The following is a 16,119-nucleotide window of genomic DNA, read 5'->3' as shown; positions in this document are numbered from 1 at the left end:
CACATGGATATCATCGGAGCACTCCAGGTCTCGCTCGCCCAGCTGATTGGACCGTCAGCAATCTTCTACGCGCTGCTGGCGATCGGCCTGAACCTGCATTTCGGCTACGCCGGCCTGCTGAACTTCGGCCAGATCGGTTTCGCACTCCTCGGCGGCTACGGCGTGGGAATCATGACCGTCACCTATGACCAGCCGCTGTGGCTCGGCATCCTCGTCGGTCTCGCGGCAGCCGGGCTGCTGGCCCTGGTCCTCGGCATCCCAACTCTTCGACTGCGGGCCGACTACCTCGCCATCGTCACGATTGCCGCTTCGGAGATCTTGCGGCTGGTATTTCGATCCACCGCTTCGGATTCCGTCACCGGATCCACCAACGGGTTGTTCGGTTTCGCCGACCCGTTCACTGATCTCAGCCCGTTCGATTCTGGGAAGCAGTACTCCTTCCTCGGTGTGAAGTTCTACGGCGACGACCTGTGGTCGATGGTGGTCGGCTGGTCTCTCGTCCTCTTGCTGTGCGGGTTCGTATACCTCCTGACACACAGCCCGTGGGGTCGCGTCCTCAAAGCCGTCCGAGAGGACGAGGACGCCGCGCGCTCGTTGGGTAAGAACGTCTTCGTCTACAAGATGCAGGCCCTGGTCCTCGGCGGCATGATCGGCGGTCTGGGTGGCGTGTTCAACGCGCTGCAGACCAAGTCGATCAACCCCGACTTCTATTCGACCGCCCAGACGTTCTTCGCCTTCGGCGCCCTCATCCTCGGTGGCGCCGCCACCGTCTTCGGACCCGTCATCGGCGCGATGCTGTTCTGGTTCCTATTGGCCATCCCGGACGCGTTGCTGCGGCAGGCTATCTCGGGGCCTGAACCGCTACTGGCGCTGACGGAACAGCAGGTGGGTGCCATGCGATTCGTCCTGCTCGGGATCATGATCGCCGTCCTGATGGTCTTCCGGCCACAGGGCATAATGGGCAACAAGCGGGAGGTACAGCTCAATGCCTGACACCAACCTCACAGCCGAGCAGCGCGGGGCGATCTTCACCGACGTACCGCACTCCCCCGGCGCACCCAAACCGGATCCGATACTCGTGGTGGACAGCGTGTCCCGCTCGTTCGGCGGACTCAAGGCCGTCGACGTCGACCACCTGGAGGTTCAGCGTGGCTGCATCACCGGACTCATCGGACCCAACGGGGCAGGCAAAACCACCCTGTTCAACCTGCTTACCGGTTTCGACCGGCCTGACACTGGTACGTGGTCAATGGACGGGCAGTCCCTGGGCCGCATGTATCCACACCAGGTAGCCCGCAAGGGTGTGGTGCGCACGTTCCAGCTCACCAAGGCACTGTCAAAGCTGTCCGTGCTCGACAACGTGCGACTTGGGGCAACAGGGCAGCGGGGCGAACGCATCGTCAATACGCTGCTGCCCTGGACGTGGAAGGCTCAGGAACGTGCCGTCACCGAACGCGCCAACGAACTGCTCGCCCGCTTCAAGCTCGATGCCAAGGCCGACGACCTCGCCGGCTCGCTGTCCGGCGGTCAGCGCAAGTTACTGGAAATGGCGCGGGCACTGATGACCGATCCCACGGTAGTGATGCTCGACGAGCCGATGGCCGGTGTGAATCCGGCGTTGACCCAGAGCCTGCTCGGCCACATCAAATCGTTGCGCGACGAGGGCATGACCGTCGTGTTCGTCGAACACGACATGGACGTTATCCGCGACATCAGCGATTGGGTGGTGGTGATGGCCCAGGGCAGCGTGATCGCCGAGTCCACGCCGGAACATCTCTCGTCGAACGAAGCCGTGGTCGACGCCTACCTCGGCGCCCATCACGATCAGGCGCTCCAATTCGACGACGCGGGAAATCCAGTGGGCGAAACGGCCGTCCTCGCCGAGGCCCTCGAATCGGCCGAGGCCGAGACTCTCGAGCGCGGCGGCGACCTCTCCGAACCCGACATAACCGAACTGAGGCACGAGAATCCATGACCGAACTGACCCCAGCGGAATTCGCAGCCACACCCGAGGAGCACGCCAAACTCGCCGAAGGTGCACTCCTCCGAGCAGACGGCCTCGTTGCCGGCTACATCCCCGGCGTCAACATTCTCAATGAGTGCAACTTCTTTCTGCGCGAGGGGGAGATCGTCGGCATCATCGGCCCCAACGGTGCCGGGAAGTCCACACTCCTCAAGTCATTGTTCGGGCTGATTCCAGCCCGGTCGGGATCGGTCGTCCTGCGCGGAGAGGACATCACATCCAAGCCGGCCCACGTGCTCGTGCAGAAAGGAGTCGGCTATGTCCCGCAGACACAGAACGTCTTTCCCTCGCTCACCATCGAGGAGAACCTAGAGATGGGGATGTATTTGCGCCCCAAACTCTTCGACGAGCGGTTTGAGTTCGTCGGCGAACTGTTTCCCCTGCTGGCCGAGCGAAGAAAGGTGAAGGCCGGCGCCCTGTCCGGCGGCGAACGGCAGATGGTCGCAATGGGGCGCGCCCTGATGATGGAACCGTCAGTCCTGCTTCTCGACGAGCCGTCCGCCGGCTTGTCACCGATGTTCCAGGACGAGGTGTTCATCCGCTGCAAGAGCATCAACGGTGCGGGAGTCTCGGTGATCATGGTGGAGCAGAACGCCCGCCGGTGCCTGCAGATCTGCGACCGCGGATATGTTCTCGACCAGGGACGTAACGCCTACACCGACTCCGGGCCGAACCTCATGCACGACCCCAAGGTGATCGAACTCTACCTCGGCACGCTCGCCGGAAGCCAGGAGAAGAAGTAGTCCTTGCATATGACCGAGGGCCAGGGATTCCCTGGCCCTCAGTCATGTCGAGAGGTGGAGATTAACCGCCGACTACGATGAAGTCGTCCTGCGTCGGCGTCGCCAAGGTGTTGTCCGCGCCGAACTGCAGCTTGGCGTACGAACCGATGGACGGCTCTCCGGCGGCACTGAAGTCGAGCTTGCCGGTGATGCCGTCATAGTCGATGTCCTGACCGTCCTGCACCAACGGGAGGCACTCCTCGTACGATGTGCAGGGGGTGCCACCCAAGGTGACGGCGTTGATGTTCGCAGCGATGTCAGTACCGGCCGTCGACTTCGCCGCTTCCGCGGCGAGCGCGGAAACGATTACGGCGTCGTAGGATTCGGCGGCATAGTTGAAGTCGATCAGGTTCGGGTCGACGGTCATGATGCGATCCTGGAACGACTGACCGAGGAAGGTCATGGGTGCAGTGCCCTTCATTCCCTCCAGCAGTGGTGTTGCCACCGACTCGCCGAGCGCGTTACCCATGTTGCCGTCCACGCCGTAGACCTTCATGCCGTCGGACGGCCCGATGCCCACTCCGTGCATGCGGCTGATGATCTTGGCCGACTCCTCGAATCCGATTACGGCGACGGAGTCCGGGGCGAAGTCCTTGACCTGACCGACCTCGGAGTTGAACGACTGTGCATTGGGGTCGTAGATGATCTTCTGAATCTGGTCTTCCGGGATACCGGCATCCACGAGATTCTGCACCAGATTGTCGGCGAGCCCGGTGCCGTACGGATCGTTGAGCGCCAAGATCGACACGCGCTGGCCTCCGTCATCCGAAATAAGCTGCGAGACAGCCTGAGCCTGCAGCACGTCGGTGGGGGCGGTGCGGAAGTACTGACCGCTGTCCCGGTAGCAGACGAACTGATCGGACGTGTTGGCAGGGGAGAACATCACGACGCCCGCACTGGTCACCTTGTCGATGACCTTGAGCGACACCGACGACGACGCCGCACCGATGATCACCTGCGTGCCCGAGGCGAGCTCCCTGTCGACGGTGGCGTTCGCCGTATCGGTGGTGGTGTCACCCGAGTCGCCGGGGATCAGTTCGACTGGCTGGCCGAGAACCCCACCTGCAGCGTTGACATCGTTGACACCTAGCTGGGTACCGGCCACCATCGGCGGGCCCAGGAATGACAGGCTGCCCGTATTGGGAAGCAGGGTGCCGATTTTCAGCGGCGCCGTGGACGGAGCGCCTGATGCCGTCGCCACTTCGGGCGTGCAGTCGGTTGAAACCGTGGTGGCCGGGACGGAGCTGTCGCTTCCGCTCGCGGCGGCGTCGCCACTACTCGAACTGCAGCCCGCGAGCGCGAGAGACGCCGCGCCGAGAACCGCGGCCGTTCTCACGAAGGTCTGTATTGCCATCCAAAATCTCCTTAGATCACCTGTATTCGGACGCCACCCAACTCTGCGTCCGCCGTGGGATCAGACGGTAGCGGTCCGACGGCATTCGCAATCGCTTCAGACCGGCTCGTGACCTTACTGTGACCTGAATTGCCCAGCATTTACACATCCGTCATATTGAGGAACCCTTCCTGCACCGTCGAGCCCGCCCGCTGTATGACCGACGACCGACGAGAACTCGCACGAGTCCACCCCCGCTTGGTGTTCCGACCTGAGCGCACCCGAGGTCAGCTCGGCGCTTCCCCTCCAAGGGTCTCGAGCACCACGCGGGCGACCGCCTTCATCGTCGACCGGCGGTCCATCGCCGCCCGTTGGATCCAGCGGAACGCCTCGGGCTCGGTCAGCGAGTGCTTCTCCATCAGCACACCCTTGGCGCGTTCGATGACCTTGCGCGTCTCCAGACGCTCGGACAGATCCGAGATCTCACGCTCGAGCGCGGCGACTTCCTTGAACCGGCTGGCCGCCAACTCGACCGCCGGGATCAGGTCGGCAGCGGAGAACGGTTTGACGAGATATGCCATCGCGCCGGCGTCCCTGGCCCGCTCCACCAGCTTACGCTGACTAAATGCTGTGAGAATGACCACGGGCGCAATACGTTTCGCGGCGATCTCTGAGGCCGCGTCGATCCCGTCGCGATGAGGCATCTTTACGTCCATGATAACCAGGTCGGGCTTCAGTTCCACGGCCAGATCGACGGCGACCTGCCCATCCCCCGCCTCACCGACCACCTCGTAGCCCTCTTCCTGCAGCATCTCCACCAGATCGAGCCGGATCAGCGCCTCGTCTTCAGCCACCACGACCCGTCGCGGCGGGGGCGACGCATCTGGCTGCTGTGGAACATTCATGGTGACCATTCTCCTCTGCTCGGACGACGTTGACGCGGGGAGCGACCGTGAGGAAGGTACCGGTGATTGACTCTCCGCAGCGATCTTCTACAGTGGTACAGCGCGACCCGCCCTCGTATCCCAATTGGCAGAGGAAACGGATTCAAAACCCGTCCAGTGTGAGTTCGAGTCTCACCGAGGGCACTGCCAGAGTTTTTCCCGGGTTTCCCAATTCACCGGGTTTCCCAATTCACCAGGTTTCCCAATTCACCAGGTTTCCCAATTCAGATGCCTCCTCTGACCCGAGGTTCAATTCTCTTCTGCAGCGCAGAATCGGAGACCGGGTCCACCCGTGGCCGGTTGCCTGTCGGACGGTCCGCCTTGACGTGCAATCAGCAACCTGCAGGCAGCAGTTATTTCTCGAGCCCGATCCTGGGGATCTGTGTGGTCCTGCCAGTACCCTTGGTAGGAACCCCTTGGTAGGAACCCCTTGGTAGGAACCATTCGATAGGAGCCATCCTTAAGACTGGTACGCCCTCTAGCACGGAGGTCAGAATGGATCCAGGCACCGTCAGTTTCACGTACGACGGGCGTGTAGCACTTCGATTCCAGCAATCGTTGTCGCACTCGCCGGAGGAGGTGTGGCGTGTCCTCACCGATCCGCAGTACCTGAAGGCATGGTTCCCCGCCGACGTCGAGTTCGATCTCACTCCTGGTGCTGAACTGGTCTTCCGGGTGACCGCTGAGCAGGTGCGCCGATTCGGCCTGCCCGCAGACCAGACCACCACCGGTACGGTCATCTCAGTGCGCCCGGCTCATATACTCGAATACCTCTGGGATGCCGAGACGCTGCACTGGGAACTCGTTCCGGACGGAAGCGGCGGTTGCTGGCTGACCCTCACCCACACCGTCGAAGAGGAAGAGTCCGCCTACGCCCACGCCGCAGGCTGGCACGCCGGACTCGAGGTCGTAGAGGCCCAACTCGACGGGCGCACAGTCGACTGGTCACCATGGGATCGGGCCGCCGAACTCGCTTCGTCCTATCGCAGGACGCCGTAACGACGCGAGCAGATCCATCCGTCATCCCACCAATTCCGACTCCGTCCACCGCCCCTCCCCCTCGAGTTCCACGCCGCGGGAGTGGAATTGGTTCAGTGTGCTGCGGTGACCGACGCTCAGCACGATACTGTTCGGAAGTTCGGACCCGAGCATGGTGTAGAGCGTGTGCTCGAGCCCCTCATCGATCGCCGATGTCGCCTCGTCGAGGAAAATCACCGCGGGACGGGCGATCAACACTCGAGCGAACGACAGTCGCTGCTGTTCACCCGGTGACAGGATGCTGGTCCAGTCCGCGATCTCGTCGAGTCGGTCGCCCAGATTGCCCAGGGCCACCTTCGCCAGTGCGTCCCGCACGGTGGCATCCGCCGCCGTCGGTTCCTTCGGGTACGCCAATGCGGTCCGAAGCGAACCGAGGGGCAGATATGCGCGCTGGGAGAGGAAGATCGCCTCGCCCGTCGGCCGCGACACCGTGCCGTCGGCGTAGGGCCACAGATCCGCAAGAGTGCGGAGCAGTGTGGTCTTGCCCGAGCCCGAAGGCCCTTTCACCAGCAGCGACTCGCCGGGTTTCACGCTGAGGTCGAGCCCTTCGATGAGCACCTCACCCGACGGGATGCGGACGTCGAGCTTCGCGATCTCGAGGTCGTCGCCCCCCTTGCCGGTCTTCAGGATGGGCAGTTCGGCAGCATGCTGGTTGTCGTTGGCGAGTCCGTTGAGTCGGATGAGCGTGGCGCGGAAACTGGCGAAATCGTCATACGACTCACGGAAGAACGACAGCGAGTTGTGAACCTGCCCGAAAGCCTGCGACGTCTGCATGACGTCACCGAGGGACACCTGACCTGTGAACAGTCGTGGACCCTGCACGAGGAACGGGAAGATGACCGCCGTCTGGTTGACGGTGAGGTTCCATCCGCTGAACTTCAGCGTCCGGAAGACGATGTGCCACATGTTCCGGATGACCGCCGCGAACCGGCCGGCCAGGGTGCGGCGCTCGACGTTCTCGCCCCGATAGAAGGCGATGCTCTCGCCGTACTCGCGCACCCGGATCAGGGCGTAGCGGAAGTTCGCGCCGAGTTTCTCGTTGAGGAAGTTCAGCTTGATGAGAGGTCGGCCGATCCAGAACGCCACCGCCGTGGTAACCAGCACGTAGATGTAGACGAGGAAGATCATCGCCCGGGAAATCTCGACACCGAACACCGTCATCGGGCCGGACAGATCCCACAGGATTCCCGTGAACGAGACGATCGACAGCACCGCCGTCACGGCACCCATCGACAGCGTTCGCGAGGTCGTGACGAAGTTGGTGATGTCGGTCTGAATCCGCTGGTCCGGGTTGTCGATCGCGTCATCCAAGAACCTGTCGCGGTAGTACGCGCGGCCATCGAGCCAGCCGTCCACGAGATGATGGTTCAGCCAGGTCCGCCAGTCGATGTCGAGCGTTTGTCCGATCAGGAACTCGATCAGCGCGCGCGCGACGTGAACCGTTGCAAGGATCGCGAAGACACCCAGGAAGTGCCAGAACGCCGACTCGTCCAGATTCTGGATCGAATCGTAGAAATCGTTGTACCAGTACGAGAACAGCACCGTCACCCGCACAGCGAACACCGTCGAGAGCAGCAACACCGCGAGGATCGCGAGCGGCTTGAGGCTGCGCCTGGGATTGAAATACGGCGCGGCGAAGCGCCAGAATTGTCTTCCCCACTTGGTGTACCGGGCTAGCAGGATGACCACGACGGCGAACGCCGCCACGGTCATGATGTATGCCTGCAACAGCCACATCAAGCTGTCCCCGACCACGTTGTTCCAGTTCATGAGCGACGTCCCCCATCACGTGGTGAAGCTCACAGGAATAGCTGTCGGGTCAAAGCTTCGATCTCTCGATGCCTTGCCCTCGGCCCCTGCGGCGGGGTGAACTACCGTTCGACGCAGCTCGCTGCCACAGGACTGGCCAGAGCGACATTCCTGCGAGGAAAATGGCGTATCAGACCTTCCTGAACGACCGTAGCGAGCAACTGGCCTTCGAGTGAGAAGAATCGGCCAGTGGCGAGCCCACGGGAACCGGCCGCGACCGGCGACTCGGTGGCGTAGAGCATCCACTCATCGAAACGGAACGGCCGGTGGAACCAGATGGAATGGTTTACGGTAGCCGCGACGATCCGGTCCAGTCCCCACGACAATCCGTGGGTGGTAATGATGGAATCGAGAACCGTCGTGTCCGACGAGTAGCCCATGACTGCGACATGAATCAAGGGATCGTCGGGAAGATCCCCGTCCGACTTCATCCAGACTCGATTGTGCGTGAGCTTCTCCCCCGTGCCCTTCATGATCCAGGACGGGTCGTTCGCGTACCGCATGTCGATCGGCTTGAGGGCGTCGACAAACATCTTCAGTCGGTCCTCGTAGCCCAGCAGGTGGTCGCCCAGCGGCGGCAGGCTGTCCGGAAACGGGACGTCGGGCACCGTGACCGCGTGCTCGAGTCCCTTCCCCCAATCCTGGAACGCCGCGAGCATGACGAACAGCTCTTGACCATCCTGTAGCGCGGTGACCTGGCGGTTCGCGAATGCCCGGCCGTCACGGTGCCGCTCCACCCGGTACTCGATGGGTTCCTTGACGTCGCCGCCACGGATGAAGTGGGCGTTGACGGCATGCACGGCGCGCTCACCGACCACGGTGCGGCCGGCGGCGACAAGTGCCTGGGAGATCAATTGACCTCCGAATGTCCTGCTACCCACCTGCGCGGGGTGCCGACCTCTGTAGGTGTCCTCCCCGATCTCCTCGAGGTCGAGAAGATCGAGAAGCGTCTGGAGATCGGTCTTCGCCGCGACTTCGCTCACCTAGTGGTCCTCTTCGCCGATTTTGTGGACATGGATCAAGTTGGTAGAGCCTACGGTGCCGGGCGGCGATCCGGCGACGATTATCACCAACTCGCCCTTCTTACACCGCCCGAGACCCAGCAGCGCGCTGTCGACCTGACGCACCATGGCGTCCGTTTCGTCGACCGCGTCCACAAGGAAAGTCTCCGTTCCCCACGTCAGCGACAACTGACTCCGCACCTCGGACAACGGGGTGAACGCCAGCAACGGCAGCGGGGTATGCAGACGCGCAAGACGCCGCACCGTGTCGCCCGACTGGGTGAACGCGACCAACGCCTTCGCGTCCAGGCGCTCGCCGATGTCCCGGGCTGCATAGGAGATCACGCCGCGCTTGGTCCGCGGAACGTGCGTCAACGGCGGCACACGAGTCGACTCGCCCTCCACTGCCTCCACGATCCGGGCCATCGTCTGCACGGTCTCCATCACATACTTGCCGACTGACGTCTCACCCGACAACATCACGGCATCGGCACCGTCGAGAACGGCGTTCGCCACGTCGGACGCCTCGGCCCTGGTCGGCCGGGAGTTCTCGATCATCGACTCGAGCATCTGCGTCGCGACGATCACCGGCTTCGCGTTCTCGCGGGCGATCTGGATGGCCCGCTTCTGCACCAACGGCACTTGCTCGAGCGGCAGTTCGACACCCAGGTCGCCGCGGGCGACCATCACTGCGTCGAACGCAAGGACGATTGCCTCGAGGTTGTCGATCGCCTCGGGCTTCTCGAGCTTCGCGATGACCGGGAGGCGGCGACCGACCCGATCCATGATGGCGTGAACCAGTTCGATGTCGGCCGGTGAACGCACGAACGACAGAGCGATGAAGTCGACGCCGAGCCCGAGCGCGAATTCGAGGTCCGCGATGTCCTTCTCCGACAGCGCCGGGACCGACACGCTCATCCCCGGCAGAGACAAACCCTTGTTGTTGCTGACCGGACCGCCCTCGGTGACCCGGCAGATGACGTCGTTGCCTTCGACGTCGGTGACGACGAGACCAACCTTGCCGTCGTCGACGAGAAGCCGATCACCCGCCTTGGCGTCCTCGGATAACTGCTTGTAGGTGGTCGACACCCGGTCGTGAGTTCCCACGCAATCTTCGACGGTGATGCGCACGACCTCGCCTGTGGCCCACATGGTGCGGTCCTCCGCGAACCGGCCGAGCCGGATCTTCGGCCCCTGCAGGTCCGCGAGGATACCCACCGCCTTCCCCGTCTCATCCGAGGCTGCGCGAACGTGCCTGTAATTCTCCTCGTGGTCGGAGTGATCTCCGTGGCTGAAGTTCAGCCGGGCCACGTCCATACCGCTTTCGACCAGTTCGCGAATACGGTCAGCGGTTGCGGTGGCAGGTCCAAGAGTGCATACGATCTTCGTGCGTCGGTTCACGGCCTCGAGCCTAGTCGTCCCACGCGACCTTCTCCATTTCAGAGAACTGCAAGCGGACCGCCGTCGGATGCACCGGTGACGGGAGGTCCGAAGCGCCGGTGAGGTAGACATCGACCGCGTGCGCGGCGGACAGGCCCTCCGTAATCGCCCACATCACAAGCGACGCATCCCGATCCGAACACCATCTGGCGTCGCACAACGGACTCATGCCTGTGCTGGACGTGCGAGAGGGCGGTCCGTCCCACGCCTCCATGAACGAGAGGTGGAACCGGTAGAACGTCCGCCGCCCGGGACACATCGTCGTGTCGTTCTCCCACGCCTCCGGCATCATCATCACGACGTGCGGCACGCTGCGCCCGGCGAGGTGCAGCAACCCGAGCACCTCGTCGAACGACGCCGAATCCGAAGCCTCCGGAGTACAGATGGGGTACAAAGGCCGCAGGTCGCCCGGAATCACCGAACTCGACAACAATGCCTCCCGCGCCCGCATGCGGTTCCGATTGCCGCGAACTGTGTTGATCTCACCGTTGTGCGCGACGAAACGAAACGGGTGCGCGAGCGGCGAAGAGGGAAACGTATTGGTCGAGAACCTGCTGTGCACGCTCGCGATCCGCGGGTCACGCAGATCCGGAAAGTATTGTGAAAGTTGGGATGTGGTAAGCATTCCCTTGTAGACGAGGGTCCGGCTCGACCGCGAAGTACATGCCGGCTCCGTCGGCCTCGACCTCGGGGGCAATCCGCTCGGCGCGCTTGCGCAACGGATAGACCAGGCGGTCGAGTACCAGCCCGCCCGGAGGGATCCCTCCGATCGCGGGCGCAGCGACGAACACCTGACCCAACGATTCTTCGGCGCAAGCCCGGTCCTTCAGGTCCGGCGGGATGTCAATCATGTGCGGTTCGCAGGCCCGCGCACCGGCCCCGACGCCCGCACCGGCCGGGTCGACGGGAATCTCGCGCCAGCCGAGGATCTCCATTCCCTCGTCTGCGGCGAGATCCAGTACGCGCTGCTGCGCGACCGCCCTCGCCTGCGCTCCTCGAGGCAGAAAGCAAATTCTCGCCGCATACGTGCTGGTTCCGTCGTCCGCAGGAGCAGGTAAATCGAACTCGATGACATCTCCGCAGAACTCGGTGGGGAGTTGGAGGAGGATTCCGGCGCAGTCCCCGCTGTTCGGTTCCGAGCCTGCCGCACCGCGGTGCTCGAGGTTCTCGAGCGCGAGGAGTCCGTCAGAGACGATGGAATGCGAGCGGCGACCGCGTACGTCCGCCACCATGGCGACACCGCACGAATCGACTTCCAGATCCGGGTCGTACAGGCCCTGTGGACCGGGCAACCGAGAGAACAGCACCGAAATTCCTCCACATCGGCAGGAAAACCACCAGTGCGCGCGCTGCGCGGGCTGTCGGCGGCCTCCGCTGGCGGGGTTGCCGCAACGGGCGCCAACTGCGTTTCGGGGTTCCACTTGGGCAGATCGGGCCCGTGAAGGTTGCTGCTGGGCATACACCCTGCGCGTCCATTTTGGATGGACTTATACCCGCAGGATACGGCCGAATCTTGCTCCTGGACGCAGCGTGGCCCGTGACGCAGATGCGTCACGGGCCACGGCGATTGAGGGGCTGACTTCAATTCCGAAGGGGTCTGCCCTGTCCGTCCCTGACACTTCCCGACAGCATCATGATGCCGTCGATAAATGCCCACAGCCAAATAGCCGGAAACACGAGGAACCCGATGGCGGCGAAAATCAATACGACACCGACAAAGAACCCGAGCAGCTGGGCGAGACCAATGCCCGTGCTTCCGATGTATAGACGGCCGATTCCGCAAATCCCGAGAAAGCCGAGGAGAATCTGGAGCAGTCCAGCAGTGCCCTTCGACTTGTCGGAGTACGGCTCGCCCGTTATCGGATCGCGACCGAACGGAGCCGCCGGGTCGCCATACGGGCTGTAACCCGGCACTGCGTAGCCGGACTGCTGCGCAACTCCGGGCTGAGGGTACCCACCCTGAGGGAAGCCCTGCTGACCGTATCCCGGTTGCTGATAGCCAGGCTGCTGGTAGCCGGGCTGCTGGTAGCCGGGCTGCTGGGGTGCACCGTACTGCGCACCGTAGTTCGGGTCGGGTGCGCCATAGGTTGGGCCGCCCGACTGCTGCGAAGGATTCTCGTAGCCGGTATGGGGCGCGGTCTGCGGAGTCGGCTCGCTAACATTCGGAAACGACGCGGTCGATTCGGTTCCGCTCGGCGACGGGTAGGTGGGGGTGGAACCCCAGCCCGGGCCGTTGCCGACTCCGGAATAGGTGTCCCAGCCCGGACCGGTGCCGGTCGATCCCGGCGAGGGAGTGCCCTCCGATGTAGCAGGTGGCTGAGACAGCGAGGCCTCGGCGGTGGCGTCATAGTCGAAGGGTGAGCCGAACTCGGGAGGCGCGATCGACTCGTTGTTGTCGCTGCGCTTGCCTAGGTTCACCTTGTGCTGGTCCTCGGTTGCGCCTTGGCCGGAATCATCGGATGCTCTCCCCGGTTCAGTCATTCACATCATCCTTCTTGTCGCTGGTCTCCGTGCCCTCGGAGTCGGTCGGCTCCGCGCCCTTGGGGTCGCTCGGCTCCGCGCCCTTGGAGTCGCTCGGCGCCGTGCCCACCTCGGAGGACGCACTCGCATTGCTCGCGGACTTGTCGTCCGATACCGCCTCGCTCTTGTCCTCGGCCTTCCCGTCAGGCCCATTCTCGGAGATCTCCCCCTCCACCGACTCAGGTTTCGCCGACCGCAGTTCCGCCGGATCCTCCCTACCTTTGGTAGCGAACAAAAAGTACACCACGGCTACGACAAAGACGATGGCCGAGGTGAACGAGTTCACGCGGACGCCCGCTATCAGGCTGGCGTGATCGGTGCGCATCAGTTCGATCCAGAAGCGTCCGGCGCAATAGCCGGCAACGTACAGCGCGAAGAGTCGTCCGTGGCCGATGCGGAAGCGACGATCCACCCACACCAGCGCGATCACGATCAGCACGCTCCACAGCGCCTCATACAGGAACGTCGGATGCACCACGTATGCGACCTGGCCTGTGGAGACTCCGTCGATCAAACCGGGCGATACCTGACCGGCGTCGTTACGCCGCTCGAAGATCTCGAGCCCCCACGGCACAGTGGTCTCGCGACCGTAGAGTTCTTGGTTGAAGTAGTTTCCGATTCTGCCGATCGCCTGTGCCAACAGGATTGGGGGCGCGATCGCATCGCCGAGCGCGGGCAGCGGGATTCCGCGGCGACGACAGCCGATCCAGGCACCGACGGCACCGAGCGCCACGGCGCCCCAGATCCCCAGGCCGCCCTGCCACACCTTCAGCGCGTCGACGGGATTGCCGCCGTCGCTGAAGTACGTCGGCCAGTCGGTCATCACATGGTACAGCCGGCCACCGATCAGTCCGAACGGCACCGCCCAGACGGCGATGTCGAGAACGGTGCCCTTCTCCCCGCCTCGAGCCACCCAACGGCGGTCACCCCACACGATCGCGACGACGATGCCGACGATGATGAAGAGTGCGTATGCGCGCAGCGCCAACGGTCCGACGTACCAGACGCCTTGGGGCGGGCTCGGAATGTAGGCCAGTACGTCCTGTGTGGAAGTCACGAAGCCACGGTAGCGGAGCGGACTCCCTCGGCGAGTTCCATTGTGAGTGAGCGCACCGCATCCAGGCCGTTTTCCACGGCAGTGACCAGAGCGGAACCGACGATGACGGCATCCGCGTATGCGGCGATCTCGGCGGCCTGCGCCCCGGAGCGCACACCCAGTCCCACTCCCACCGGAATGTCCGAGTGGGCGCGGACACGGGCGGTCAACTCCGGCGCCATCGACGACACCGCGTTGCGCGCACCAGTGACACCCATCGTGGATGCGGCGTACACGAAGCCGCTGCTCGCATCGACGGTCATCGCTAGACGCTCCTCGGTCGAGGACGGGGCGACGAGGAAGATCCGGTCGAGATCGTGTTCCTTCGACGCGGCGAACCACTCGCCCGCTTCCTCGGGAATGAGGTTGGGCGTGATGAGTCCGAGACCGCCGGCACTTGCCAGATCGCGAGCGAACGCATCGACACCGTACTGCAGAACCGGATTCCAGTAGGTCATCACGACTGCCTTCCCGCCGATGGAAGCGATCTGTTCGACCACCGTGAACACATCACGCACCCGCACACCGCCCTGCAGAGCCGTCTCCGCCGCAGCTTGAATGGTCGGGCCGTCCATCACCGGATCGGAGTAGGCGATGCCGACTTCGACGATGTCGCAACCAGATTCGACCATTGCCTTGACCACGTCAATGGACCCGGGAAGGGTGGGGTACCCGGCCGGGAGGTATCCCACAAGGGCGGCCCGCTTCTCCTCGCGGCACTGCGCGAACGTCGGGGCGAGGCGCGAAAGTGGTTCGCTCATTTGGCCGAACCGTCCCTATCGGTCGTGTTGGTGTCGGTCGCATCGTCGGAATCGAACAGGCCGAACCATTTGGCGGCCGTATCCATGTCCTTGTCGCCGCGGCCGGAGAGATTGATGACGATGATCGCGCCCTCTCCCAATGCGCGGCCCAGCCTCAGCGATCCGGCGACGGCGTGGGCGGACTCGATGGCCGGGATGATTCCCTCACGCTCGGACAGCAGTCGTAGCGCATCCATAGCCTCGGTGTCCGTGACCGGCTCGTACGTGGCACGGCCAGTGTCCTTGAGGAGGGCGTGCTCGGGACCGACACCGGGGTAGTCGAGGCCCGCCGAGATCGAGTGCGACTCGATGGTTTGCCCGTCCTCATCCTGTAGGAGATACGAATACCCGCCCTGGAACGCGCCGGGTGTACCCGCGGTGAACGTGGCCGCGTGGCGACCCGTGTCGACGCCGTCACCGGCGGCCTCATAACCAACCAGACGCACTCCCGGGTCGTCCAGGAAGGCGTGGAAGATTCCGATGGCATTGGAACCGCCGCCGACGCACGCCGTGACTGCATCGGGCAACCGGCCCGTCATTGCCTGCACCTGGACACGTGCCTCGAGGCCGATGACGCGCTGAAAGTCGCGGACCATGGTCGGGAAGGGATGCGGCCCCGCCGCGGTGCCGAAACAGTAATAAGTATTGTGCGCGTTAGTAACCCAGTCGCGCAGTCCCTCGTTGATGGCGTCCTTGAGAGTCTTCGACCCGGACTCGACGGACACGACCGAAGATCCGAGTAGCCGCATTCGGGCGACGTTCAGCGCCTGCCGCTCGGTGTCGACGGCGCCCATGAAGATGACGCATTCGAGGCCGAGGAGGGCACATGCGGTAGCGGTGGCCACACCGTGCTGACCGGCTCCGGTCTCCGCGATGATGCGCGTCTTGCCCATCCGCTTGGCAAGCAGCACTTGGCCGAGCACGTTGTTTATCTTGTGTGAACCGGTGTGATTGAGGTCCTCACGTTTGAGGATGAGGCGGGCCCCACCGGCGAACTCACTCATCCGCGTCGCCTCGAAAATCGGGGACGGCCGGCCGGTGTAATTACGCTGCAGGCGATCGAGTTCCGACAGGAAGCCCTCATCCGCGCGCGCCTTCTCGTACTCTGCGGTAACTTCCTCGATCACTGCCATCAGAGCCTCCGGCACGTGCCGGCCACCGTAGACACCGAAGTGCCCTCCGGCGTCGGGGTCGTGCGCCGTGCGCTCGGCAATTCCCGCGCCTGCAGTCGGCAGATCGCCGCCCTTGAAGGAGGTTTCCTGAGTACGTAGAGTCACTGGGCCATTCTGCCACACCCGTTTCGGGCGTGTCCGGTCACTTCCGGCGATGCCGA

13 protein-coding genes, 1 tRNA gene and 1 pseudogene are annotated in these 16,119 nt (G+C 63.6%); 5 read left to right on the top strand and 10 right to left on the bottom strand.

The features are described from left to right. The first annotated feature begins 3 nt into the window (after positions 1 to 3). From RM2_RS09670 to RM2_RS09660, 3 genes are read left to right on the top strand one after another with little or no spacing between them, the layout of a single operon-like run. Positions 4 to 993: a branched-chain amino acid ABC transporter permease gene (locus RM2_RS09670; protein WP_072688605.1), complete on the top strand. Its 990-nt coding sequence runs from the start codon at positions 4 to 6 to the stop codon at positions 991 to 993. Then, a complete protein-coding gene (locus RM2_RS09665; protein ID WP_072688604.1) occupies positions 986 to 1,975 on the top strand; it encodes an ABC transporter ATP-binding protein in 990 nt (329 codons plus the stop codon). The genes RM2_RS09670 and RM2_RS09665 overlap by 8 nt, the downstream gene beginning before the upstream one ends. Then, complete coding sequence (locus tag RM2_RS09660) at positions 1,972 to 2,766, top strand: ABC transporter ATP-binding protein (RefSeq protein ID WP_072688603.1); 795 nt, start codon at positions 1,972 to 1,974, stop codon at positions 2,764 to 2,766. Before RM2_RS09665 ends, RM2_RS09660 begins: the two co-directional genes overlap by 4 nt. Positions 2,767 to 2,827: 61 nt before the next feature. Here the strand turns inward: RM2_RS09660 and RM2_RS09655 are convergent, their stop codons facing one another. Both RM2_RS09655 and RM2_RS09650 read right to left on the bottom strand, forming a co-directional pair. Next, the gene (locus tag RM2_RS09655; protein ID WP_072688602.1) at positions 2,828 to 4,159 is read right to left on the bottom strand and encodes an ABC transporter substrate-binding protein; all 1,332 of its coding nucleotides are present in this window, start codon (positions 4,157 to 4,159) and stop codon (positions 2,828 to 2,830) included. A gap of 266 nt (positions 4,160 to 4,425) precedes the next feature. Then, the gene (locus RM2_RS09650; protein WP_373863318.1) at positions 4,426 to 5,052 is read right to left on the bottom strand and encodes an ANTAR domain-containing response regulator; all 627 of its coding nucleotides are present in this window, start codon (positions 5,050 to 5,052) and stop codon (positions 4,426 to 4,428) included. Positions 5,053 to 5,152: 100 nt separating this feature from the next. On the opposite strand from RM2_RS09650, the gene RM2_RS09645 reads away from it, so the two are divergent. Continuing rightward, a tRNA-Leu gene (locus RM2_RS09645) sits at positions 5,153 to 5,226 on the top strand. A gap of 351 nt (positions 5,227 to 5,577) precedes the next feature. Beyond that, positions 5,578 to 6,081, top strand: coding sequence for an SRPBCC family protein (locus RM2_RS09640; RefSeq protein WP_072688601.1), 504 nt, complete (start codon positions 5,578 to 5,580; stop codon positions 6,079 to 6,081). A gap of 21 nt (positions 6,082 to 6,102) precedes the next feature. Here RM2_RS09640 and RM2_RS09635 read toward each other — a convergent pair whose 3' ends face one another. The 8 genes and pseudogenes from RM2_RS09635 to trpB all read right to left on the bottom strand — a co-directional run bounded on the left by RM2_RS09635 (position 6,103) and on the right by trpB (position 16,063). Next, on the bottom strand, positions 6,103 to 7,890 hold the full coding sequence (locus RM2_RS09635) for an ABC transporter ATP-binding protein/permease (RefSeq protein ID WP_072688600.1): 1,788 nt from the start codon (positions 7,888 to 7,890) through the stop codon (positions 6,103 to 6,105). Between the two features lie 101 nt (positions 7,891 to 7,991). Then, positions 7,992 to 8,912 (bottom strand): acyl-CoA thioesterase, encoded by a 921-nt coding sequence (locus RM2_RS09630; RefSeq protein ID WP_072688599.1) that lies wholly within the window; start codon positions 8,910 to 8,912, stop codon positions 7,992 to 7,994. Continuing rightward, positions 8,913 to 10,331 (bottom strand): pyruvate kinase, encoded by a 1,419-nt coding sequence (gene pyk / locus RM2_RS09625; protein WP_072688598.1) that lies wholly within the window; start codon positions 10,329 to 10,331, stop codon positions 8,913 to 8,915. A gap of 225 nt (positions 10,332 to 10,556) precedes the next feature. Beyond that, positions 10,557 to 11,677: pseudogene (locus tag RM2_RS09620) on the bottom strand (glutamate synthase subunit alpha); the annotation flags it as partial. Positions 11,678 to 11,951: 274 nt separating this feature from the next. Next, entirely contained in the window at positions 11,952 to 12,851 is a 900-nt protein-coding gene (locus RM2_RS09615) for a TM2 domain-containing protein (RefSeq protein ID WP_072688597.1), read from the bottom strand. After that, positions 12,844 to 13,947: a prolipoprotein diacylglyceryl transferase gene (lgt, locus tag RM2_RS09610; RefSeq protein ID WP_072688596.1), complete on the bottom strand. Its 1,104-nt coding sequence runs from the start codon at positions 13,945 to 13,947 to the stop codon at positions 12,844 to 12,846. Before lgt ends, RM2_RS09615 begins: the two co-directional genes overlap by 8 nt. Beyond that, positions 13,944 to 14,747: a tryptophan synthase subunit alpha gene (gene trpA / locus RM2_RS09605; RefSeq protein WP_072688595.1), complete on the bottom strand. Its 804-nt coding sequence runs from the start codon at positions 14,745 to 14,747 to the stop codon at positions 13,944 to 13,946. The genes lgt and trpA overlap by 4 nt, the downstream gene beginning before the upstream one ends. Next, positions 14,744 to 16,063 carry a tryptophan synthase subunit beta gene (trpB, locus tag RM2_RS09600; RefSeq protein WP_072688594.1) on the bottom strand — a complete coding sequence of 440 codons (1,320 nt, stop codon included), beginning with the start codon at positions 16,061 to 16,063 and terminating at the stop codon, positions 14,744 to 14,746. Before trpB ends, trpA begins: the two co-directional genes overlap by 4 nt. Positions 16,064 to 16,119: the final 56 nt, after the last annotated feature.

Origin of the sequence: Rhodococcus marinonascens NBRC 14363 (assembly GCF_001894885.1) — a bacterium.
Lineage (GTDB): Bacteria > Actinomycetota > Actinomycetes > Mycobacteriales > Mycobacteriaceae > Rhodococcus_F > Rhodococcus_F marinonascens.
The sequence above is the reverse complement of the archived record's forward strand: the minus strand, read 5'-3'. Positions and strand labels throughout refer to the sequence as shown.